Annotated in this window: 21 protein-coding genes; 9 read left to right on the forward strand and 12 right to left on the reverse strand. The window is 50.0% G+C overall.

The window, feature by feature from the left end:
• Window positions 1–30: 30 nt before the first annotated feature.
• The 9 genes from LZU85_RS02620 to LZU85_RS02660 all read right to left on the reverse strand — a co-directional run bounded on the left by LZU85_RS02620 (window position 31) and on the right by LZU85_RS02660 (window position 8759).
• Complete coding sequence (locus LZU85_RS02620) at window positions 31–171, reverse strand: hypothetical protein (RefSeq protein ID WP_017422670.1); 141 nt, start codon at window positions 169–171, stop codon at window positions 31–33.
• Between the two features lie 546 nt (window positions 172–717).
• Window positions 718–930, reverse strand: coding sequence for a transcription antiterminator/RNA stability regulator CspE (gene cspE / locus LZU85_RS02625; protein ID WP_011081453.1), 213 nt, complete (start codon window positions 928–930; stop codon window positions 718–720).
• 304 nt (window positions 931–1234) lie between these two features.
• Window positions 1235–2803: an alkyl hydroperoxide reductase subunit F gene (gene ahpF / locus LZU85_RS02630; RefSeq protein WP_237286291.1), complete on the reverse strand. Its 1569-nt coding sequence runs from the start codon at window positions 2801–2803 to the stop codon at window positions 1235–1237.
• Between the two features lie 137 nt (window positions 2804–2940).
• The gene (gene ahpC, locus LZU85_RS02635) at window positions 2941–3498 is read right to left on the reverse strand and encodes an alkyl hydroperoxide reductase subunit C (RefSeq protein WP_015728062.1); all 558 of its coding nucleotides are present in this window, start codon (window positions 3496–3498) and stop codon (window positions 2941–2943) included.
• A gap of 243 nt (window positions 3499–3741) precedes the next feature.
• Window positions 3742–4659, reverse strand: a complete 918-nt coding sequence (locus LZU85_RS02640) for a hydroxymethylglutaryl-CoA lyase (RefSeq protein ID WP_237286292.1) — start codon at window positions 4657–4659, stop codon at window positions 3742–3744.
• A complete protein-coding gene (locus LZU85_RS02645) occupies window positions 4656–5465 on the reverse strand; it encodes an enoyl-CoA hydratase-related protein (RefSeq protein WP_237286293.1) in 810 nt (269 codons plus the stop codon). Before LZU85_RS02645 ends, LZU85_RS02640 begins: the two co-directional genes overlap by 4 nt.
• Before the next feature lie 26 nt (window positions 5466–5491).
• Complete coding sequence (locus tag LZU85_RS02650) at window positions 5492–7096, reverse strand: carboxyl transferase domain-containing protein (RefSeq protein WP_237286294.1); 1605 nt, start codon at window positions 7094–7096, stop codon at window positions 5492–5494.
• A 38-nt stretch (window positions 7097–7134) separates the two neighbouring features.
• Window positions 7135–8304 carry an isovaleryl-CoA dehydrogenase gene (locus LZU85_RS02655; protein WP_045598114.1) on the reverse strand — a complete coding sequence of 390 codons (1170 nt, stop codon included), beginning with the start codon at window positions 8302–8304 and terminating at the stop codon, window positions 7135–7137.
• A gap of 65 nt (window positions 8305–8369) precedes the next feature.
• Window positions 8370–8759, reverse strand: coding sequence for a MerR family transcriptional regulator (locus LZU85_RS02660; RefSeq protein WP_011081446.1), 390 nt, complete (start codon window positions 8757–8759; stop codon window positions 8370–8372).
• A gap of 195 nt (window positions 8760–8954) precedes the next feature.
• Between LZU85_RS02660 and LZU85_RS02665 the strand changes: the two genes are divergently transcribed.
• The 7 genes from LZU85_RS02665 (at window position 8955) to LZU85_RS02695 (ending at window position 16768) form a co-directional block, all read left to right on the forward strand.
• Window positions 8955–10172: a thiolase family protein gene (locus tag LZU85_RS02665; protein WP_237286295.1), complete on the forward strand. Its 1218-nt coding sequence runs from the start codon at window positions 8955–8957 to the stop codon at window positions 10170–10172.
• Window positions 10173–10278: 106 nt separating this feature from the next.
• Complete coding sequence (locus LZU85_RS02670) at window positions 10279–11772, forward strand: CoA-acylating methylmalonate-semialdehyde dehydrogenase (RefSeq protein WP_237286296.1); 1494 nt, start codon at window positions 10279–10281, stop codon at window positions 11770–11772.
• A 37-nt stretch (window positions 11773–11809) separates the two neighbouring features.
• Window positions 11810–12964, forward strand: coding sequence for an acyl-CoA dehydrogenase family protein (locus LZU85_RS02675; protein WP_237286297.1), 1155 nt, complete (start codon window positions 11810–11812; stop codon window positions 12962–12964).
• A gap of 26 nt (window positions 12965–12990) precedes the next feature.
• A complete protein-coding gene (locus tag LZU85_RS02680; protein ID WP_237286298.1) occupies window positions 12991–13788 on the forward strand; it encodes an enoyl-CoA hydratase in 798 nt (265 codons plus the stop codon).
• 21 nt (window positions 13789–13809) lie between these two features.
• Entirely contained in the window at window positions 13810–14937 is a 1128-nt protein-coding gene (locus LZU85_RS02685) for an enoyl-CoA hydratase/isomerase family protein (protein WP_237286299.1), read from the forward strand.
• A gap of 104 nt (window positions 14938–15041) precedes the next feature.
• Complete coding sequence (mmsB, locus tag LZU85_RS02690) at window positions 15042–15962, forward strand: 3-hydroxyisobutyrate dehydrogenase (protein WP_155116724.1); 921 nt, start codon at window positions 15042–15044, stop codon at window positions 15960–15962.
• A gap of 47 nt (window positions 15963–16009) precedes the next feature.
• Window positions 16010–16768 (forward strand): SDR family oxidoreductase, encoded by a 759-nt coding sequence (locus LZU85_RS02695; protein WP_061058032.1) that lies wholly within the window; start codon window positions 16010–16012, stop codon window positions 16766–16768.
• Between the two features lie 217 nt (window positions 16769–16985).
• On the opposite strand, the gene alr is transcribed toward LZU85_RS02695, so the two are convergent.
• The 3 genes from alr to LZU85_RS02710 all read right to left on the reverse strand — a co-directional run bounded on the left by alr (window position 16986) and on the right by LZU85_RS02710 (window position 21944).
• Window positions 16986–18212: an alanine racemase gene (alr, locus tag LZU85_RS02700; protein ID WP_237286300.1), complete on the reverse strand. Its 1227-nt coding sequence runs from the start codon at window positions 18210–18212 to the stop codon at window positions 16986–16988.
• A gap of 47 nt (window positions 18213–18259) precedes the next feature.
• A complete protein-coding gene (locus LZU85_RS02705; RefSeq protein WP_237286301.1) occupies window positions 18260–19891 on the reverse strand; it encodes a methyl-accepting chemotaxis protein in 1632 nt (543 codons plus the stop codon).
• Window positions 19892–20276: 385 nt separating this feature from the next.
• Window positions 20277–21944, reverse strand: coding sequence for an electron transfer flavoprotein-ubiquinone oxidoreductase (locus LZU85_RS02710; RefSeq protein ID WP_237286302.1), 1668 nt, complete (start codon window positions 21942–21944; stop codon window positions 20277–20279).
• Between the two features lie 206 nt (window positions 21945–22150).
• Here LZU85_RS02710 and LZU85_RS02715 point away from each other — a divergent pair, with 206 nt between their 5' ends.
• Complete coding sequence (locus LZU85_RS02715; protein ID WP_237286303.1) at window positions 22151–22927, forward strand: electron transfer flavoprotein subunit beta/FixA family protein; 777 nt, start codon at window positions 22151–22153, stop codon at window positions 22925–22927.
• Between the two features lie 31 nt (window positions 22928–22958).
• A complete protein-coding gene (locus LZU85_RS02720) occupies window positions 22959–23924 on the forward strand; it encodes an electron transfer flavoprotein subunit alpha/FixB family protein (RefSeq protein ID WP_237286304.1) in 966 nt (321 codons plus the stop codon).
• Window positions 23925–24119 lie beyond the last annotated feature (195 nt).

Genomic DNA, 24119 nt, shown 5'->3' on the forward strand with positions numbered 1-24119 from the left:
ATGGCAGAGCATGGTTGGTAACTGGAACACTTAAAGCGCATACTGTTTCTCGAATTCTTTCTGTTCCAAAATGTCTTCGATTCGCTTTCGAGTTTGGTGCTGTGTGAGTGGCTTTTTCTCATCAGCGTCTAATGTCTCTTTCTTACTTGTTTTTTCTTTTTTCTTATCCATTTTCGCTCTCTATCTGTGTTTTTCTTTGATGTTATCTATTGATGAAATACACCTAAAAGACCGAGAATGCACCTATTTTATTTCCACTGAGTGAAAAAATACTGCCTTGGTTCGATTTTTCACAAAAATCAAAGTTTAAATCGAAAACGCCGAGCTGAGTTTTGAGTGCAACATGTCGCGTTAATATATCACTGTTAAGTTGATGTATTTCTGCAGACCAATTTAAATTATCTTTGTAAATATTAAAGTTTATTTTGAACATGCTTTAAATTTTCTTCCTTTATGTGTTTTTCACGTAATAGTTGATACCAATGACGTTGGCGAGTGGTTCTACGAGACATAAGTCCTCCGATGAATTTGATTGAATGAATATACAAAACCAATATGACACAGATGTGTATACTCCTATTCTGTTGGCAACAAAAAAGTCTTTAAAACTGTCGACAAACAGATCAGAGGTATTTGATGAAGGTGATTGATTTTAAATGGATTACACGATGGGGCAGAGCAGGAGATGGCGTGGCCGTGGTGACCACGCCATTAAAATTATAGCGCAGTTACGTTTGCAGCTTGTGGGCCTTTTTTGCCTTGCTCAACTTCAAATGTTACGCGTTGGCCTTCTGCCAAAGTTTTAAAACCTGTTGAAACGATAGAGTTGAAGTGAACAAACACATCGTTACCACCGTTGTCTTGAGAAATAAAACCGAAACCTTTCGTTTCGTTAAACCATTTTACTGAACCAGTTACTTTATTAGACATAGATACCTCTAAGTATTAAATTTTTCGATTAATTAATTGCTGATAACAAAAGCTATTATGGGTATTAAGGAAAAGCTGTCGCAGAGGCTAAACGAAGGGTATCGAAAGATAACTGAGATTAAACTTGAACTAAATCTATCATGAATAGCTCATTTGGTAAGAGCTGATGATTACTATACACACTTTTTATTTATTAGATAGCTTTATTTTGTTTTTAAGCAAATTATTTTTTAGCATGGTTAAAAATAAAAAGAGAGGTGCTTTTAAACCTCTCTCTTTTGTGACATGCCTTTGCGGGTTGGTTTTAGCCTTGCTTACGAATCAAGTAATCAAACGCTCCCAAGCTCGCTTTTGCACCTTCGCCCATTGCGATGATGATTTGCTTGTAAGGCACGGTTGTCGCGTCACCAGCGGCAAATACACCTTCTAGGCTGGTTTCACCACGGCTACCGATTTCGATTTCGCCGCGAGCAGAAAGCTCAACGTCAGAATCTTTTAGCCACTCGGTATTCGGCACAAGACCAATTTGAACAAAGATACCAGCAAGATCTAACTGCTTGATCTCATCAGTGTTGCGATCTTTGTATTTCAAGCCAGTCACACGTTTACCATCACCAACCACTTCAGTGGTTTGAGCCATGGTGATGATATCGACGTTAGGCAGAGAGTTCGCTTTATTGATCAGCACTTGGTCTGCGCGCAATGTGTCAGCAAACTCCAAAACCGTCACATGTTCTACGATACCTGCAAGGTCAATGGCCGCTTCGATGCCGGAGTTACCTCCACCAATAACAGCGGTTTTCTTGCCTTTGAACAAAGGGCCATCACAGTGTGGGCAGTACGCCACGCCTTTATTGCGATATTCTTGTTCACCAGGGACGTTCATTTCACGCCAACGAGCACCAGGGCTGAGGATCACGCTGTTACTTTTAAGCGTTGCACCACTTTGTAGATTGACGTGAATTTTGCCATCTTCAGTGTATTGCGCGCCCATCAGCTTTTCAGCTTGCTGCTCTGTGATGATATCAACACCGTACTCTTTTAAGTGCTCACCAAGGTTAGCCGCCAGTTTTGGACCTTCCGTGTGTTTGACTGAAATAAAGTTTTCAATTGCCATGGTGTCCATCACCTGACCACCCAAACGCTGAGCAACAATACCAGTGCGAATGCCTTTACGCGCTGCGTAAATCGCAGCGGCTGCACCTGCTGGGCCACCACCGACAACAAGAACGTCATACGGATCTTTGTCATTAAGACTTGCCGCCGCTTTTTCTGCTGCGCCATCGTCCAATTTGTTAAGAATTTCTGTCAATGACATGCGGCCTTGACCAAACAGCTCACCGTTTACAAAGACGCTCGGTACCGCGAGGATGTCACGCTGCTTCACTTCATCTTGGAACAGGGCACCATCAATCATGGTTGCGCGAATTTTCTGGTTAATCGCCGCCATCATGTTGAACGCTTGCACCACATCCGGACAGTTTTGACATGAAAGGGAAATAAAGACTTCCACATCGAGTTCTTTGTCTAGTTGTGCAATCTGTTCGATGGTTTCTGCATCCAGTTTGATCGGATGACCACCTGAATGAAGCAGGGCAAGAACTAAGGATGTAAATTCATGACCCATTGGCAAACCTGCAAAGCGAAGCGCAGTGCTTTTCTCTGGGTTAGTCACCGTCATAACGGGCTTGCGTGTGCTCGCAGCATCATCACGGACAACGGTGATCAGCGGGCTTAGATCTGCGATTTCATTGGCGAGCGCAAGAATATCTTGTGAGCCTTTACTGTCATCTAGGCTGACCACTAAACGGACGTCTTGTTTTAGATTTGTTAGATACTGGGTTAACTGTTGCTTGATCGCTTGGTCTAGCATACTCGAATACCTTTATAGTTTTTTTAAATTGGAGAGCGGTCACTCTGGATATCAGGGGGAGAGTGGACCGAGCATTTAGGTCGTCAAGTAAAACGCACGGCCCACTCTTTAACTTAAGGGGTAATCAACGCAAATGGTTAGATTTTGCCAACTAGGTCTAGTGAAGGTGCTAGAGTTTGTTCGCCTTCTTTCCATTTTGCAGGACATACTTCGCCTGGGTGCGCAGCAACGTACTGAGCTGCTTTGATTTTGCGTAGTAGGTCTTCTGCGTCACGGCCGATACCTTCTGCTGTAATTTCAACCGCTTGGATAACACCTTGTGGGTCGATAACGAAGGTTGCACGGTCTGCAAGACCTTGACCTGGGCGCATTACACCAAAGTTGTTGGTGATGTTGCCTGTTTGGTCGCCAACCATGAAGTATTTGATTTTGCCGATAGTGTCAGAGCTGTCGTGCCACGCTTTGTGAGTGAAATGCGTGTCAGTTGACACTGAGAATACTTCCACACCGCGAGATTGAAGCTCTTCGTAGTGGTCTGCTAGGTCACCAAGTTCAGTCGGACATACGAAAGTGAAGTCCGCTGGGTAGAAGAAAAATACCGACCATTTGCCCAATACGTCTTGTTCAGTGATGTCAACGAATTTGCCATCTTTGTATGCTGTTGCGCTAAATGGTTTGATAGTAGTGTTAATCATATTCTTGATTTCCTTTAAGTTTGTTAGGTTTGGCATCGCTTGCCTTCGGGAGGTATATTCCCATTCTGACCCACGAAAGGAAAATTGCTTGTGGCTATTCTATTGATAGGCTTTTTCTATTTTACCTGAGGGATTAAAGGCGTTATTTGAAAAATATTGCCTATTAATGGCAGTGTTTTGATAGGTACTGTTGGTGTGATAGCGTTGTGGAACCATTCTCTGAAGAGCGGGAACTTTGCTGGCTTATGGCTTTTTAGCCAATGACACTTTTGAGTTCGGTTGCTTGTTGAGCTGACGGCTGATTTGCCAACCAGTTTGGATGAGTAAATCAAGATCGACACCAGTTTCTATGCCCAATCCTTGACACAAATAGACCACATCTTCACTGGCGACATTGCCCGACGCCCCGGGAGCATAAGGGCATCCACCTAGGCCAGCCACACTGCTGTCTATCGTATTGATGCCCATCAGTAGCGATTGATAGATATTGGCAATGGCTTGGCCATAGGTATCGTGAAAATGTACGGCAAGGTGTTCACATGGCACTCGTTTCATCACTGTATCGAGCATGGTGGCGACTTTGCGTGGCGTGCCTGTGCCAATGGTATCGCCAAGTGAAATCTCAAAGCAGCCTAACTGATATAGCGCAGAAGCTATGGAAGCCACTTGGCTGGGCGGGGTTGCACCATCGTAAGGGCAGTCAATGATGGTAGAAAGGTAACCTCGTACGGGGATGTTGAGCTGCTTGGCTTGTGCCATTACAGGTTGAAAGCGCTCTAGGCTTTCGGCAATGGAGCAATGAATATTGTGTTGGCTAAACCCTTCACTGCAAGAGGCGAAGACGGCGACGTGATCCACTTGGGCAGAAACAGCGGCTTGAAAACCCTGCAAGTTAGGTGTGAGGGCACTGTATTGAACTCCCAGACTGCGGTGAATTTGTTCAAACACAGCAAGAGAATCTGCCATTTGTGGCACTCGTTTAGCAGAAACAAAGGCGCCCACTTCGATGCGCGTTAATCCGGTTTGAGATAGGGCGTTGATCAGCGCCACTTTGCTATCGGTGGAAACGACGCGCTCGTTTTGTAAGCCGTCACGAGGGCCAACTTCAACAATCGTGACGTGTTTAGGCAGGGTTAAGTTCTCTGCAGAGAAGCGTCTCATTCAAGCTCCCTTTTGGCCGGACACCAACTGGGTAACCTTTTGCTAAAAAATGCATTGAGCCCTTCTTGGCCCTCTTCACTGCAACGAATATTGGCGATCATGGCACTGGTTTTGTCGATCAACGGCGATTCAATGGGCATGGATGCGCAATCTTGGCAGAGCCGTTTTACTTGTTGCATCGCTTTAGGACTATTGTGCAATAGGCGCTGGGCCATCGATTGTGTGGTCTGCGGCAACTGTTTCTCGTCGTTAACCACAATGTGCACCAATCCCATTTCCAGTGCGGTATTGGCATCAAAGGTTTCGGCACTGAGCATGTAACGTCGAGCATGTCGTTGCCCCAAACTTCGGCAGACATACGGCCCAATGGTGGCAGGAATCAACCCTAATTTAACTTCACTCAGACAGAAGCGGCTTTCCGCAGTGGCAATGGCGATATCGCAACAACAAATCAACCCAAGTGCACCACCAAAAGCTGCACCTTGAACACTGGCGATGATAGGGGCAGGGAAGTGGTCGAGGGTTTGCATCAACTTGGCCAAGCGTTTTGCATCTTCAAGGTTAGCAGCTTCGTCTTGCTCTGCCATGGCACGCATCCAGTTGAGATCGGCCCCAGCCGAAAAGTGTGGCCCGTTGGCGTTGAGAATCAAAACCCGCAATTGTGCGTTTGAAGCGAAGGTTTCTAGCGCTTCAATCAATGCGCGGATCAGGTCGGCATCAAAGGCATTGTGCTTTTCAAGCCGATTAAGGGTTAACGTGGCAACTCCTTGCTGATCCATATTGGCTAATAACGCCTGCTTAACCATAGGTTAACTCTCCAACGTGTGACTATTTACATGCGGAAAATACCAAACTCACTGTCGCCGATCGGCGTATTCAAGCTTGCGCGTAATGCACGACCAACGATGGCGCGAGTCTCTACGGGATCGATGATGCCGTCATCCCACAATCGCGCACTGGCGTAATAGGGATTACCTTGGCTTTCGTAGAGTTCAAGAATCGACTGACGATAATCGTGTTCATCTTGTTCTGGCCAGTGTTCCCCTTGGCGTGCTTTTACATCACGACGCACTTGCGTGAGCACCCCTGCTGCTTGTTCGCCGCCCATGACCGAAATGCGAGCGTTGGGCCACATCCACAACATAGTGGGATCATAAGCCCTGCCACACATGCCGTAATTGCCCGCACCATAGGAGCCGCCGATGATCACGGTAAACTTAGGCACATCGGCACACGCCACCGCCATCACGAGTTTGGCGCCGTGCTTCGCAATGCCCTCTGCTTCGACTTTTTTCCCCACCATAAAGCCAGTGATGTTCTGTAAAAAGAGTAGTGGAATTTTGCGTTTTGCGCACAATTCGATGAAATGTGCGCCTTTTTGCGCCGATTCAGAGAAAAGAATGCCGTTGTTGGCCACAATCCCGATCGGGAAACCCAGCAAATGCGCAAAACCACACACTAATGAAGGGCCGTACATCGCTTTAAATTCGTCAAAGTCGGAGTCATCGACCATTCGGGCAATCACTTCACGAACATCAAAAGAGAGCCGCAAGTTAGCATTGACGATGCCGTAGATCTCATCGGCAGGGTAGCGTGGTTCAAGAACGGGTTTGGGCGCGCATGGTAGAGCGGGGGCGTTGCAACTCTCGATGGCTTGACGAGCCAGTTGCAGAGCGTGTTGCTCATCCAAGGCGTAATAATCCGCCACGCCTGATTTTTTGCAATGCACGTCCGCGCCGCCCAATTCTTCTTCGCTGACAATTTCACCCGTTGCGGCTTTGACCAGCGGTGGGCCACCTAAAAATATCGTGCCTTGCTGGCGAACAATGATGGACACATCCGCCATCGCGGGGATGTATGCGCCGCCAGCGGTGCATGGGCCAAGGACAACGGCAATTTGAGGAATGCCAGCGGCCGACATACGAGCTTGATTGTAGAAAATTCGCCCAAAGTGATCTTTATCGGGAAAGACTTCCGCTTGGTGAGGCAGGTTCGCACCGCCGGAATCCACTAGATAGACGCAAGGCAGCTGACATTTCATCGCGATCTCTTGCGCTCGGAGGTGTTTTTTTACCGTGAGTGGGAAATAGGTGCCGCCTTTGACCGATGGATCGTTGGCGATCACCATGCATTCGATGCCCTGAATCTGACCAATGCCCGCCACTACGCCCGCACAGGCGATGGGTTCGTCGTAGACATTCCACGCGGCAAATTGGCCGATTTCAAGTAGTGAGGTGTTCTCATCAAGCAGTTTGGCGATCCGCTCGCGAACGGGTAACTTGCCTTTTTCTCGCTGGCGCTGCTGCGCTTTTACCCCTCCGCCTTGATGCACCAAGTTTAAGTTAGCACTCAGCTTGCGTACCAATTCTGCCAAGGTTTGGTAGTTTGATTGATAGAGGGCATCTTCTTTGCGTGCTTTTGTCGGTAAAACTGCCATGTTCCTTCCTTAGCGGGCATCGCTTCGCCTCGCTGAAATTAGCGAGATTCGTTAAACAGCTCTCTGCCGATGAGCATGCGGCGGATTTCCGAAGTTCCGGCGCCAATTTCGTACAGCTTGGCGTCACGTAGCAGGCGGCCGGTGGGGAATTCGTTGACGTAGCCATTGCCGCCAAGCAGCTGAATGGCATCAAGTGCCATCCGAGTGGCCAGTTCGGCGCTGTAAAGGATCACGCCAGCAGCGTCTTTGCGCGTCACTTCTCCGCGATCGCACGCTGCTGCGACGGTATAGACGTAACTGCGTGCCGCGTTCATTTGGGTATACATGTCCGCCAATTTGCCTTGCACTAATTGGAACTCGCCAATCGGCTGGCCAAACTGCTTACGATCGTGAATATACGGAATCACCGCATCCAAACAGCTGCGCATAATACCGAGAGGCCCTCCGGCCAACACCACGCGTTCGTAGTCCAAACCACTCATTAATACCCGCACACCGTGATTGATTTCACCCAACACGTTCTCCTTAGGCACAAGGCAATCTTCAAACACCAATTCGCTGGTGTTTGAGCCGCGCATGCCCAATTTGTCGAGCTTCTGAGCCGAGTGAAAACCGGGGAATGCACGTTCAACAATAAACGCGGTAATACCATGCGCCTCCGCTTTGGGATTGGTTTTGGCGTACACCACCAATGTATGTGCATCGGGGCCGTTGGTGATCCACATTTTGCTGCCGTTGAGCACGAAATGATCGCCTTTCTCTTTTGCTTTCAACTGCATGCTCACCACGTCAGAGCCGGAGTTGGCCTCGCTCATGGCGAGTGCGCCAATGTGCTCGCCAGAAATCAATGCAGGCAAGTAATGGGCTTTTTGCTGCGCGTTGCCGTTACGGTAGATTTGGTTAATGCACAGGTTGGAGTGGGCACCATAGCTCAGTGCCACGGAGGCGGAGGCGCGACTGATCTCTTCCATTGCAACGACGTGCGCGAGATACCCCATATCTGCGCCGCCATATTCTTCACTGATGGTGACGCCGTGCAATCCCATTTCACCCAGCTTAGTCCACAAATGATCGGGGAAATGGTTGGCACGATCGATGTCTGCCGCCAGTGGCGCGATATGTTCGTTAGCAAAAGCATTGACCTGTTCTCTGAGCAGATCGATGGTGTCGCCAAGTCCGAAATTGAGGGGTTGAAACCTATCTTTCATAGCGCCTCCTGAGCAGCCATGCGGGTGTTTCACTACCTATCCCGAGGGTGGATTTATCGCACTGGTTAAGCCCGTTTTGATCGGCTGGCAAGTTCATGCAGTGCGTGTTGGCAGCGCTGTTTGGCTGCATCGAGCTCGCTCATGACCACGCTAATATCGTCGAGCTGACGCTGCAAAATCGCTTGCTTCTCATCAATGATATTGAGCATTTTGACCAATTGAGTTTCGCTTTGGCGCAAATCATACAGCTCGAACAGTTCTCGTATTTCCGCTAATGAAAAGCCGAGCCTTTTCCCTCGCAAAATCAATTTCAGCCGCGTTTTATCACGGCGCTGATAGATTCGGGTGTTGCCTTTGCGCTCTGGTTGCAACAAGCCAACGTCTTCATAGAAACGGATACTGCGCGTCGTGATGTCGAACTCTTTTGCAAGTTCGCTGATTTTAAACGTTTCCATTTCAGACCCCCTTAGAGGTATTTATGCGATGTTGATGAGCCACAGCATGGCACGCGAGGTGTTCATGAAAATTGCCATTGTTAAAAAAATGCTTCTTTACGTTTACGTAAATGTTAGTGCTATGCTTACGTAAACGTCAAGAAAGCCGCCAGAGCGAATTTGAGTAAAACGCGTTTCTCGCGGCAGGGAGCGAATATGGCGAAATCAATTTGGATAGTGGCAGCAAAACGTACCCCGATAGGGCGATTCCAAGGGGCGCTCGCCGCCCTGAGTGCACCGCAATTAGGCGCTGCTGCGATTCATGCGGCGATGGATGCCGTTTCGTTGTCCGCGCAACAAGTGGATGAAGTGTATATGGGCTGTGTGTTGCCCGCAGGGTGTGGTCAAGCCCCCGCACGGCAAGCGGCACTGAAAGCCGAATTGGGTTATTCCACGCCTTGTACCACAGTCAATAAAGTGTGTGGCTCTGGGATGAAAGCGGTGATGTTGGCCTATGATCAGCTCAAAGCGGGTGATAAATGCTGCATGATTGCAGGAGGAATGGAGAGCATGACCAACGCCCCGTATCTGTTGAAAGAGTCGCGCAGCGGCATGCGAATGGGCCACAAAACCACCTTCGATCATATGTTTCTTGATGGATTGCAAGATGCCTATGAGGGCCATTTTATGGGCGTTTATGCGCAGCAAATCGCTGACAAACTCAATTACACCCGAGAGCAAATGGACACTTGGGCCATTCAATCGGCGCAGCGTGCGACTCAGGCACAGCACGAAGCGCAGTTCAAAGAGGAAATCACCCCGATTTTTCTCGAAGGACGCAGCAGCATGACGCTGGATCATGATGAGCATCCAACCACCATTCAGCTCGACAAAATTCCCAAACTGAAACCCGCGTTTGCCGATGACGGTACGGTGACCGCCGCCAATTCCAGTGCGATTGCGGATGGTGCAGCAGCACTGATATTGGCCGATGGTGATTGGGCCGAAAAACAAGGCTTAACACCGCTGGCGATCATTCGCGGCCACGCAAGCCATGCTCGCTTGCCCACCGAGTTTACCGTTGCACCCGTTTACGCGATTGAGCAACTGCTCAGCCAGCTTGATTGGGGAATCGACGAGGTGGATTTGTGGGAGATCAACGAAGCGTTTGCCGTCGTGACACAAATTGCTATTCAGCAGCTCGGCTTGGCCGTAGACAAAGTCAACATCAAAGGGGGCGCCTGTGCGTTAGGGCACCCTATTGGTGCCAGTGGTGCCCGAATTTTAGTCACTTTGATTCACAGCTTGCGTCAACTACAAGCGTTGGGCACCAATGGCGACGCTAAGTGCCGTCGCAGTGTCAAAGGTGTGGCTGCACTGTGTATTGGTGGTGGTGAAGCGACCGCCATTGGTATCGAAATCCCCGTGTTTTGAGTGGCCAATACACCGGTGTCATTAACACGATGCAACGAATGAAAACGACGCAATGAACGCAGACACAAACAGATTCAGGACGAATGAAACCATAAGGAAAGCCAACATGACCCAATCAGTACCTCTTTTTATCCAAGGTTCGTTTGTCGAATCTCAGAGCAACGAATGGATTGATGTGACCAACCCAGCCACCGGCGAGGTGATTGCTCGTCTGCCTTGCGCCACGCCAGCAGAAATGACCAATGCGATTACCTCTGCAAGTGAAGCATTCCAATCATGGAAAGAGGTTGCGGTCTCTGAACGGGCCAGATTGATGTTGCGTTATCAGCATTTGCTCAAAGAAAACCACGATGCGCTGGCGCAATTGCTCTCTCAAGAAACGGGCAAAACTCTTGCAGATGCCAAAGGCGATGTGTGGCGAGGGATAGAAGTGGTGGAACAAGCGGCCAATATCGCCAGCAATATGATGGGAGAGACGGTGGAAAATGTGGCCACTGATATCGACAGCTACTCGCTCATCCAGCCGTTGGGTGTGTGTTGTGGTATTACACCGTTTAATTTTCCTGCCATGATCCCGTTGTGGATGTTCCCAATTGCCATTGCCAGTGGCAATACGTTTGTACTGAAACCTTCTGAACAGGTGCCGCTGACGTCAGTGCGTTTAGCGCAACTGTTTGCCGATGCTGGTGCGCCGGATGGGGTGTTGCAGATCGTGCATGGTGGTAAAGCACAGGTCGACTTTCTTCTCACGCATCCGGACGTTCGTGCTGTCTCATTTGTTGGCTCGGTGCCGACCGCGCAATACATCTATCAAACTGCCACGCAAAACTTCAAGCGTGTGCAGGCGTTTGCTGGGGCGAAAAACCATATGGTGGTGATGCCCGATGCCAATAAAGCGCAGGTACTTAGTAACTTAGTTGGTGCCTCGGTCGGAGCCGCTGGGCAACGTTGTATGGCGATCTCCGTGGCGGTATTGGTTGGCGATGCCAAGCATTGGGTGGCGGATCTCAAAGCCGAGCTGGCCAAAGTCAAACCCGGTGCATGGGACGATGCCAAGGCAGCCTATGGCCCACTTATCAGCGCCGCCGCCAAGCAGCGCGTGTTGAGCTTAATTGCTGAAGGCAAAGCGCAAGGCGCGGTGTGTGAGCTCGATGGCAGTCAATGCCAAGTGGCAGGATACCCTAACGGCAACTGGGTTGGCCCAACGCTATTTAGTGGTGTCACCACAGAGATGAGCATCTATCAGCAAGAGATCTTTGGCCCGGTGCTGGTGTGTTTGGAAGTGGATAGCTTGGAAGAGGCGATTGCGCTGATTAACCGCAATCCGTATGGCAATGGCACCTCGATTTTCACTGCCAATGGGGCCGCGGCGAGAAAATTCCAACATCAGATCCAAGTGGGGCAAGTGGGCATCAATGTGCCGATCCCAGTACCACTGCCTTTCTTCTCATTTACCGGCTGGCGCGGCAGTTTTTATGGGGATTTGCATGCTTACGGCAAGCAGGCGGTGCGTTTTTATACCGAGACTAAAACCGTCACGGCACGTTGGTTTGAAGAAGACTTGCCTAGCGGGCCAAACATGACCATTCAACTGCGTTAACGCCCAATGCACGCCTTGAGGAATGAGGAAAAGAAAGATGGATTTTGAACTCAATGAAGACCAACGCGCCTTTGCTGACACCGCAGCGCAGTTCGCCCAAGAGAAATTAATGCCCAACGCGGCAGTGTGGGATGAGACGCAGTTTTTTCCTGTTGAGGTGCTCAAAGAGGCTGGAGAGCTCGGCTTTCTCAGCCTGTATGCACCGGAAGAGCAGGGCGGTTTGGGAATGAGCCGGTTGGATGCAGCGATCATTTTTGAACAACTGTCGATGGGTTGCACCTCCACCACCGCCTTTATGACCATTCATAACATGGTCAATTGGATGGTGGGCAGTTTTGCCACGCAGGAAGTGAAATCGCTTTATTGCCAAGGGCTTAACTCAGGTGATTTGCTTGGCTCCTATTGTTTGACCGAACCCAACTCGGGCTCTGACGCCGCATCATTGAAAACCACCGCCGTGCGCCAAGGGGATGAATACCTGATTAATGGCGCGAAGGCATTTATTTCAGGGGCGGGGGAAACGCAAGTGTTGGTTGTGATGGCGCGTACAGGGAGCGAAGGGGCAAAAGGGGTCTCGGCGTTTGTGGTCCCTGCGGATGCGCAAGGGGTCAGCTATGGACGAAAAGAACCGAAAATGGGCTGGAATAGTCAGCCAACCCGTTCTATTACTTTTGATAACGTGCGAATTCCGCTCAATCACCGTTTAGGCGAAGAAGGGGACGGTTTTCGCTTCGCCATGAAAGGGCTCGATGGCGGTCGTATTAATATTGCGACCTGCTCGGTGGGCACCGCGCAGCAGGCGCTGAATTTGGCCACGCAATACGTTCAAGAGCGAAAACAATTTGGCCACACGCTCGCTGAGTTCCAGACGGTGCAATTTCGTTTGGCTGATATGGCGACAGAGTTGGTTGCCGCAAGACAACTGGTGCGCTTTGCAGCCAGCAAACTGGATAAGGGCGACCCGGATGCGACAGCGTATTGCGCGATGGCCAAACGCTTTGCTACGGACGTTGGCTTTAAAGTGTGTGATGAAGCGCTGCAGCTGTATGGCGGCTATGGCTACATCAAAGAGTACCCGCTGGAGCGTTTTTTCCGCGATGTACGCGTGCATCAAATTTTGGAAGGCACCAATGAAATTATGCGTTTGATTGTGGCTCGTCGTTTGCTGTCACAGCAATCCAGTTTGCTCTAGCGGCGAGCAATCCAAGGAGAAAAGGAATGTCTGACATAATTCCACCGAGTGAAAACGGTATTTCACTCTGCCTCAATGGTCATGTGGCGACGATCACCATGGTCAATCCTCCTGCCAATACATGGACGGCAAACTCTCTGACCGAGCTAAAGAAGACGGTGTTAGCACTGAATGACAACAAGGCGATTTACGCCTTAGTGCTGACCGGGGACGGCGAAAAGTTTTTCTCCGCTGGGGCCGATCTTAAATTATTCGCTTCGGGAGACAAGGGCGTCGCGGTGGACATGGCGCGTATTTTCGGTGAAGCGTTCGAGACACTCTCAGCTTTTCGCGGTGTTTCTATTGCGGCGATCAATGGTTATGCCATGGGCGGTGGGCTCGAAGTTGCGCTGGCTTGTGACATTCGCATTGCCGAAGAGCAGGCGGTGCTCGCCTTACCCGAGGCGAAAGTGGGGCTGCTGCCTTGTGCGGGGGGCACGCAAAACTTAACGGCCTTGGTCGGCGAAGGATGGGCCAAACGCATCATCTTATGTGGTGAGCAAGTGAGCGCGGAAAAAGCGCTGAGCATCGGATTGATCGAAGAAGTGGTGGCCAAAGGGGAAGCGCTGAACGCAGCACAAGCGTTGGCGCAGCAAGTGGCCAACCAGTCCCCCAGTTCAGTTTCTGCCTGTAAAAAGCTGATTCAGAATACGCGCCAAGCGCCGCTGTCGATGGGTCTGATACGTGAGCGCGAGTTGTTTATTCAGTTGTTCGATACGCAAGATCAGCAAGAAGGGGTGCAAGCATTCCTCGAGAAACGCGCACCACAATGGAAAAATCAGTAGTCACGCTGAATAGGAGGCACTATGACAGGCCGAGTCAGCTTTGAAGAATACCCTTGTAGGGAAGGCGATTATCGTATTGCCGTTGCCACACTCGAAAACCCATCTGCCCTCAATGCGCTGAGCGAAGAGATGCTGGCGGCATTAAAGAACTCCTTGGAGAAATGGCACGAAGATGAGCAAATCATTTGTGTGATCCTCAAAGGCGCGGGTGAAAAAGCATTCTGTGCGGGTGGCGATGTAAGAGCCATGCATCACGTGATGAGTAGCGAGAGCAAAGCGTCGGCTCGCGCCTTTCTGACCGACTATTTCACCTTGGAATACCAGTGTGATTACCTCATTCATACTTACACCAAGCCGATTATTGGCTGGGGGGCCGGCATCGTGATGGGCGGTGGCATGGGGCTTTATATGGGCACCAGCCATAAGGTCGTGACACCGCATTCGCGTTTGGCTATGCCGGAAATCAGCATCGGTCTATACCCAGATGTGGGTGGCACTTGGTTCCTCAATCGTCTCGATCCGGGTATTGGCCTATTTCTCGCGTTGACGGGCGTCATGGTTAACGCCAGCGATGCGCTGAAGATTCACTTTGCCGATCATTTACTGCTGCCAGAAGAGTTGGATGTGCTGCTGGATCAACTGCAACACGCGCATTGGTCGAGCGCAGAGGATCACTACGAAGTGGTGACCGAGCTTCTGGAAAACTTGGCGGAGCACGCGTTGTCGCATCAACCTTCTCACCAGCTTATGCCCTATTTTGAGCAAATACAGCAGGCGTGCGAAGGGGAAAATGTCGCGCAAGTGGTGCAGTCCATTTTGGCTTTGGAAGGCAGTGACTGGTTGAAAGGGGCGCAGCACAACTTGGCACAAGGTAGCCCAATCACTGCGCACATTTGCTATCGCCAAGCGCGAGACTATCACGAACTGTCACTGGCGGATTGCTTCCGCCTTGAGCTCGGTATCTCGGTGCAGTGTGGCTTATTGGGAGAGTTCCAAGAAGGCGTTCGAGCGCGTCTTGTCGACAAAGATGGCCAACCGAATTGGCTTTACCCAACCGTGGCCGATGTGGACAGCAGCGTCATTGATGCGCTGTTTACCTCATTGTGGTCGGAGGACGATCACCCACTGGCACGACTGGGGAAATATTAGTCGCTCACAGTGCGCAAAGCAGGTCACTCAAAGTCTTGCCAATCAGGCATTGTAAACAGGCGTGGAATGCAGCACGCGCAGAGTCACAGCCAAGCGTAAAGAACATGGAGAACGTTATGCAAAACATCGGCTTTATCGGACTGGGTAATATGGGTGCGCCAATGGCGGAAAATCTGCTTAAAGCAGGCCATCAAGTCAAGGTGTTTGATCTCAACCAAGCCGCGTGCGAGAAGTTGGCACAGCAAGGGGCGAGCGTGTGCGCAAACCTTGAAGAGCTGGCTCAAGACGTGAGTTGCGTCATCACCATGTTGCCCGCAGGTGAGCATGTTCGCAGTGTCTATCTTGGCACCCACCAAGGCGACAAAGGACTGTTGGCACTGGTGGCCGAAAACAGCTTACTCATCGACTCTTCGACCATTGATCCGCAATCGGCTCGATTGGTGGGAGAAGAGGCGGCTAAACGAGGTTTGGATTTTGTGGATGCGCCGGTTTCCGGTGGCGTCGCGGGGGCTCATGCGGCCACGTTGACCTTTATTGTTGGCGGTTCTGACAACGCGTTTGCTCGCGCCGAAACCATTCTCAAAAATATGGGTAAAAATATCTTCCACGCAGGCCAAGCGGGTGATGGCCAGATGGGCAAAATCTGCAATAACCTGATGCTGGGCATCCTCATGTCTGGAACGTGTGAGGCGTTAAACCTCGGCATTGATAACGGTCTCGACCCGACTGTTCTTTCCAACATCATGCTGCAAAGCTCTGGGCGAAACTGGGCTTTGGAGCTTTATAATCCGTGTCCGGGCGTGATGGAAAACGCCCCCGCCAGCCGCGGTTATCAGCCCGGTTTTATGAGTAAATTGATGCTCAAAGATCTCGGTTTGGGGTTAGATGCCGCAGCAAAGAGCCAATCTTCGGTGCCGATGGGGGCGCTGGCACGCAATCTCTACGCGTTTCACAACGCCGCGGGCAATGAGGAGTTGGATTTCTCAAGCCTATTTGAATTTTATGCCAAGAATAACAAAGAGTAAGTGGGTCAAAAGTACCGCGATTTGTTTTAGCGATTGAGGGAATCAAAATGCATCTAAAAGAGAGTGTGATTGCAATTACAGGAGCAGGGCAAGGGTTAGGACAAATGATGGCGGTGACGCTGGCGCATGCTGGCGCTGAGTTAGCCCTGCTGGATTTAAACGAAGAAGGGCTACGCCACACCCAAGAACAATGCCACATGTTGGGCACCAAAGCGCTGATTTATCCAATGAACGTGACGGATGAAGGGGAAGTGGAGCGCACCTTCGAGCAGATCGTCGAAGATTTTGGACAACTTGATGGGCTGGTCAACAACGCCGGGATTTTGCGCGATGGCATGCTGGTCAAAGTGCAAGACGGCAACATCAGCAAAATGTCACTGGAGCAGTTTAACTCGGTGATCAAAGTCAACCTCACTGGCACGTTTTTGTGCGGGCGTGAAGCGGCGGTCAAAATGATTGAAACCGGACGCAAAGGGGTCATCATCAACATTTCCAGCGTGTCCCGCGCGGGCAACATCGGTCAAACCAACTATTCGGCATCAAAAGCGGCGGTGGCGACGTTGGCCACCACTTGGGCCAAAGAGCTTGCACGTTACGGCATACGCGCTGCGGCGATCGCGCCCGGTGTGATTCACACCGCCATGGCGGATCAGATGAAACCCGAGGCCATCGCCAGACTAGAGAAAATGATCCCCGTGGGGCGAATGGGCGAAGCCAGCGAAATTGCGCACACGGTGAAGTTTATTTTCGAAAACGAGTACATTACAGGACGAGTGCTGGAAGTGGATGGCGGAATTCGCATGTAGCGGTGTTTTTGTTTTGGCTACTGTTTTGACGTCTTGAAAAGCGACCCCAAGCAACGGCTTGGGGTCGCTTATACCCTTCCTACTTGAAGCTGCAGCGGTGTTGGCTGCATTCGTTCACTGGCACGCCAGCCCGGCCCAATCACATAGCATATCTATGCTCATGGGGACTCACTCATTTGCCGCCTACCTGCAACTTCAAGTTGTTTGGGTATATGAGCTACTTGACGTAAATGCGTGGGTTACTGGTTCCCCATAGCGTATAAAGTTCAGGGAAGATCACTTCTGCATACTCTTCCATCTCACTGACCGAGATCTGTTGCTTCTTCTCACTGCCGAATAAGATCACTTCATCGCCCGGTAACACGCCTTTGATATTGGACACATCCACCATCGTAGTATTCATTGAAGCAACGCCCACCACATTGGCGCGTTGACCGTTGATCAACACTTGCGCTTTATTGCCCATTTTTCGTGGGTAGCCATCGGAATAGCCGACCGTGAGGTTTGCCATCACCGCGTCATTTTCTGTGGTAAACGTGCTGTCGTAACCCACGGTGCTGCCTGCCGGAAGCGAATGAAGTGAAGCAACGCGGGTTTTGAACGCCACAATAGAAGGGTACTCAGGGTTGGTCGGGAGATCACCATAGAGCACACCACCTGGGCGAACCATATCCAACTGCGCTTCAGGGACATTCAACGCGGTGTAGGAATTGGCCACATGTAGGGTGATCTCTTCACGTTTTAGCCCTGCACTTTCCATTAACCACTGTGCATGTTGGTTAAAGCTTTTTAGCTTTGTTCGTACATCCTCTGCATTGTAATTCGGGAAATGGGTCATGATACCGACCACGGCAACCGAAGGGTGCGTTGCAATGGCGACCGCTTCTTTTTGTCCACGCTCAGTGCTCATATCAATACCATTACGGCCCATGCCACCGTCGTTAAGAGCAAGGTGAACTTTAATGGTTTTGCTGTGCTTTTCTGCCAACGCCGATAAGTCACGCGCTTGTTGCTCGCTGCCGATCAACTCCTCGATTTGAAGACCGAGACCTTGTTCAATTTCGCTGTAACTCGCAGAACGAACGCGGATCAGTTGTCCGGTGAAGCCACTTTCTCGGACGAGTTTAGCCTCCGCATTACTGGCGATAGCCACGCAGGGAATTTGTTGTTCAAGAATGGTTGGCATCAAACCACGAATTCCGTTGCCATAAGCGTCGGCTTTCATCACCGCACAAATTTTGGTTTGTGGGGCCATGTGCGATTTAAATTGTTCAATGTTGCTTCTGAATTGGCCGAGGCTGATTTCAAGCCAAGCATTGGCCCCAGCGATTTGGCTGGCTTGGTGAACCGTGTTGTCGAGTAAGAGAGGTGCGCTGTAAGAGAAAGCCGGAGTGAGACTGGCGCTAGCGATGGCAATGGATAGAAGGGTCTTGTTAAAGTTCATGTTATTTCCCTAAGAAAAACCCCAGCACTCAGGCCGGGGTGGTGATATTAATTCAGTTTGAAACGGCTCATCACGTTTTGCAACGAGACGGAAAGCTGCGTCAATTCACGGCACGCTTGCGCGGTTTGCTGTGAACCTTGGGCAACTTCTTGCGAGGCCAAGTGGATGTTCTCGATATTGCGGCTGAGTTCTTCTGCAACGGAATCTTGTTGTCCGCATGCTGTGGCGATTTGCGCGCCCACATCGGCAATGTGCGCGATGGACTTTTCAATCGATCCCATTAACTCTTGAGCATTGTTACCTTGCTCTACACAGGCGCTAATGCTGGTTCGTGAATCTTCGGTCGCATGTTTGGCTTGTTTTGCTAGTTCTTGCAACTTCTCAATTATTGCGGTGATTTCACCGGTAGAATCTTGCGTACGGCCAGCCAAGGTTCTTACTTCATCGGCAACAACCGCAAAGCCACGGCCAGATTCGCCAGCGCGCGCCGCTTCAATCGCTGCATTCAGTGCCAAGAGGTTGGTTTGGTCGGCAATACCACGAATCACATCCACCACAACGTTGATCTGGTTCGATTGTGCTTCGAGCTCGGCCACCGTGTCGCCCGCTTTGCCAATGATGTCGGCCACTTCTTCGATCGATACCACCATTTGATGCGTCTCTTTCGCACCATCTTGAGTACGGCGATTCGCGTCGTACGCTTGTGATGCAGAGTCTTCGGTATTGCGTGCAACGTCTGCCACGGTTGCTTTCATTTCCGTCATGGCGGTGGCCACCAAGGTCACCTGCATTTGTTGATCTTTCATGCCAGAAGCGGACATTTCAGAGATCTGTGTCATCTCTTCTACTGCGCTGCTTAATTGGGTTACCGCGGCAATCACGTTGTCGATCACTTGGCGCAGATCGTCTTGCATCTTAATGGTTGCATCAGCAAGGTCACCCAACTCATCGTTACCGATCGCATTTCGGTCGAGATCTTGCGACAGATCACCCCTCGCGATGGCATTGGCCTGACGAACGACAATGTTCAGCGGCCCACAAATGATACGAGTTAATAGCAGCGTCATAATCACCATCACAGCAAAGATGGAGATGTTGCTAATAACAGATGTCGTATTTAGGCCGTTAACAGACGACAGAATTTGATTCTTGTTGCTGTCCATCGCGTCTTTGAGGATCACGACCAGCGTATTCACTTCCTTCTCGATCGATTCAAAGGTCGACAGTGAGTTGGTGAGGATTGGATAAGCGGCGTCTTTGTCGCCTGCAAGCAAAGCATCGTTAAACTTATCCATGGTGTTGAGGTAACCGCTCCAAAGTGACATCAAACGGTTGTAGGTTTGCTCTTCTTCACCTGGCCAGACGCTTTTTCCATACGAAGCCAAACTTGCTTCGATCTCTCGACGGATGCTTTCGTTACGGGTGATGGTTTGTCGGATCTCATTAGTATCGCTCATGGCAAATACGGCAAATTGCGTACGACGCCAGTAGGAGATTTTGTCACGAATGGCATCGACTTTTTCCATCGCGGGTAGCGTATCTTCGGTGTAATTGAGCAACTCACTCTTTACCGTGTTGAGCTCTTTAATTAAAAATATGCCGAAAGTGATATTGATTGCAGCAATAATGAGGAATGAGGAGGCAATTTTCTTGCTGATGGATAGATTTTTTAAAAACATGAATGGTTTACCTTCTGTTGCTGGTATTTTTGCTGCTAATGCAACCTACATCCATATATTAAAAACTGTGATTTCCTACCAAAATTTCGCGTAATTTATCATTTTTATCATTAGTTGGCGATATTTATTTTGAGCTATAAATGAAAGTTGGTGTTTGTCACTTAATACCTGAATGATTGCTAGAAAAGCGAATTGATTTCTCACACTGTGCTCGCCTCAACTCGGCTTATTGACATAAGCATAGAAAGCAAAGTGCGCTTCATCCAATCGAAGCGTGTTTAATTTTTGATTCGAGACGGCTTCCGCTTCGAGCTTGGTACTTTCTAAATAAGGTATTTTCCAATCGAAGCGTTTTTTGAAGCCGAGTGTTGTATGGCAAATCGATTTACATATTTTGGTAGTTCGGTCCACCACCGCCTTCTGGCGGTGTCCACGTAATGTTCCCTGACGGATCTTTGATGTCGCAGGTTTTACAGTGTAAACAGTTGGCGGCATTAATTTGCAAATGGGGACCACTTTCGCCTTCGATAACCTCATACACACCAGCGGGGCAATAGCGTTGTGCCGGCTCATCGTACAAATTCAGATGGCGTTTGAGGGAGGTGTCGAGATCGTTCACCATCAGGTGGCAGGGTTGATTTTCCTCATGCTGAGTGGCGGAAAGATAGAGTGATGAAGGCTTGTCAAAGCTCAATACACCGTCCGCTTTTGGGTACACAATGGGAGCGACAACGGCACACTCATCCAAGCAAAGGTGATCCGCTCTATCATCCACAATACGCCAACTGGGAGCTTGCCCGGTGAGAGGATACCAGAGATTTTGTTCAAAGGTATTCAGAGCCCCACCAACGAGCGGCCCATAGCGATGTAGGGCGGCAGAGAAGTTTTTTGTCTGCGCGAGCTCATCAAAAAGCCAAGATTGTTCAAATTCACTTTGATAGTCAGCTTCAACGTCTTGCTCGGGCGATTGCCACGCTTTGAAAATGGCCTCAGCGGCGAGCATGCCCGATTTCATCGCCGTATGGCAGCCCTTGATCTTGCCACTATTTAGGGTGCCAGCATCGCAACCAACCAGTAATCCTCCAGCAAACTGCTGCTTGGGCAGTGAATGCAGCCCGCCCTTGGTGATGGCTCTGGCACCATACGCGACGCGCTCCGCATCTTGCAATAGTGGGGCGATAGCGGGGTGATGTTTCATGCGTTGAAATTCTTCAAATGGACTGAGGTAGGGGTTGCTGTAGTTCAGGTCGGTGATCAAACCAACGCAAACTTGATGGTTATCCATATGGTATAGAAAGCCACCCCCTTGGCTGTCAGTGTCACTTAAAGGCCAGCCAGCGAAGTGGGTGACGTGGCCTGCTTGATAGGCTGGACTCTCTTGAGGCAGTTGCCAAATTTCCTTGATCCCCAAAGCGTAGTGTTGGGGCGGCTTTCCTTGGTCGAGAGCAAAGTGCTCAATCAGTTGTTTACCCAAATGACCACGCGCGCCTTCGGCAAACACGGTAAAGCGCGCTTTTAGCTCGATGCCTGCTTCAAATCCTGCTTTGGGCTGAGATTGCTTGTCCAGGCCCATGTCGGTGGTAATGACCCCGGTGACAATGTCACTTTCGTTAATTACCACCTCTTTAGCGGGAAAGCCAGCAAACACCTCTACACCGAGGGCTTCTGCTTGTTTGGCCAACCAGCGGCAGAGATTACCCAAGCTGATCACATAGTTGTCACTGCTATTATGAAGTGATTTAGGAACCAGAAAGGCAGGCACTTCAATGTGGTTATGCTCGGTAGTGAGGTAAAGCAGGCGATCTTGCGTGATGGGCGTGTCGACTGGTGCGGCTTTATCCTGCCAATCGGGAAAAAGTTCTGCCAATGCGCGAGTTTCAAACAATGCGCCAGAGAGGATATGCGCACCCACTTCCGAGCCTTTTTCTAACACACAAATGGAGAGGCTTTGATTGGAGGCTTGGGCGAGTTGCGCCAAACGACAAGCGGCTGACAGACCGGCTGGCCCCGCACCAACGATCACCACATCGAATTCCATGCATTCTCTTTCCATAATGTAAACCTGCCGCTACAGAGTCGTTCATTGGCTTAAATATAGTCCAGTTGACGTAAACGTAAACTTTACTAAGCTGAAATTACCATGTTGCACAAATGTTAATGCAATAAATCTTCGGACAGTTATTTGACGACATTGAAGTAAAGAGTTTGAGTTAATGGGCTTTATTTCAAATGGTTGGTGATGTCCATTAAGGAGGCTACGTGAAAGTATTGGTGGGTATCAAACGCGTGATCGACCCTTATCTCAAAGCGCGTGTGAAAGCGGACGGTTCTGGCGTTGAAATGACCAACGTGAAAATGACGCTCAATCCGTTTTGTGAAATCGCCGTAGAAGAGGCCGTGCGCCTCAAAGAAGCGGGCCATGCTGAGGAAGTGATCGTTGTCTCCATCGGTGACGAAAGCTGCCAAGAACAATTGAGGGCTGCGTTGGCGCTGGGGGCGGATAGAGCGATTCATGTCGATCTCTCTTCTGTGGTGGAGAATGCGCAAAATGTGTTGGCTGTAGAACCGCTCACGGTGGCGAAAATTCTCCATCGTCTGATGGAGCAAGAATCGGTTGGATTAGTGCTGCTGGGAAAACAGTCCGTCGACAGTGATAACAACCAAGTGCCGCAAATGCTAGCGGCATTGAGCCAAAGACCTTGCGCGACGTTTGCTTCCAAAGTCGTTGTCTCGGGTGAGCAGGTCAACGTGACGCGAGAAGTCGATGGCGGGTTGGAGGAGTTGCGATTAGTACTTCCTGCCATCATCAGTACGGATCTGCGCCTTAATGAGCCGCGATATGCCTCTTTACCCAACATCATGAAAGCCAAGAAGAAACCGCTGGATGTGATCACACTACAACAGTTTTCCATTGAGGTTAAATCTCATCAGCAATTGCTGATGGTGAACACACCAACAGAGCGCAAAGCCGGAGAGCGGGTGGCGAATGTGGATCAGCTCATCGAAAAATTAAAAAACGACGCCAAGGTGCTGTAATGCCCGCCGTGATAATGGAGAGAGTAAAGTGATGGAAAAGAATGACGTAAAAGTGCTGTTCCTGACCGAGCATAATAACCGGAATATTTGTCCTGAAAGCTTACGAACCATGAGCGCGGCGTTGCAATTGCAACCTGAGGGCATTACGGCGCTGATTATTGGCCATCAATGTGATGCCGTGGTCGAACATGCACAGCGTATCGACGGAATCGCAGAGATCATGGTGTTGGATTCGCCGGCCTATCAACATCGTTTGGCAGAGAACATTGTGCCCGTGATGGCGCAGTTGAGTGAGCCTTATACGCACGTGCTCGCAGCGGCAACCACCTTTGGTAAAAATATACTACCCGGTGTCGCGGCACTGCGCGATGTTGGTCAGTTGTCGGATGTCGTGGCGATTGAATCGGACGATACCTTTGTTCGGCCAATTTATGCTGGCAATGTGCTGGCCACGGTGAAATCACTCGATGCAGTCAAAATGGTTTCTATTAGAAGCTCTGCGTTTGAAGCCTTATCTGACAATGGCTTAGGTGAAAATAGCAGCAATCAGGTGCCTGTTGTGCGACTCGACAAGGTCGTCGCCGCCAAAAACAGCGAATTTGTCGGTTTGGAGAAGGTAGAAAGTGAGCGGCCAGATTTGCCCAATGCGAGAGTTGTGGTGTCTGGAGGGCGTGGTTTAGGGAGCAAAGCGCAGTTTGCCATGGTGGAGCAGTTGGCCGATAAGTTAGGCGCGGCGGTGGGGGCTTCGCGCGCAGCGGTCGATGCGGGTTATGTGTCGAATGATCTGCAAGTGGGGCAAACTGGTAAAATCGTTGCACCAGAACTGTATATTGCGATTGGCATTTCAGGCGCGATACAGCATCTTGCTGGTATGAAAGAGTCGAAAGTCATTGTCGCGATAAACAAAGACCCAGACGCACCAATATTCCAGGTGGCGGACTACGGTTTGGTGGGCGATCTGTTTGACATCCTGCCGGAACTGTTAGAAAAGGTGTAGAAAGACGCCGAGGTTTTTGAGGTGCCCAGTTTGTCGAAACGTAGGGTATTTTACTGGCTTTGTCGCTGATTATTGCGCGCTTAACTGTGCGTTTTCATCGTAAAGCTTTCATCTTTGTTCTTTCTTTCATTATCGGCGGTCACCAAGCAAAAGGGCTTCCCAGTGGAAGCCCTTACTTATTAGCCTTTATTCATT

It is taken from the genome of Vibrio floridensis, from assembly GCF_021852965.1.
Taxonomy (GTDB): domain Bacteria; phylum Pseudomonadota; class Gammaproteobacteria; order Enterobacterales; family Vibrionaceae; genus Vibrio; species Vibrio floridensis.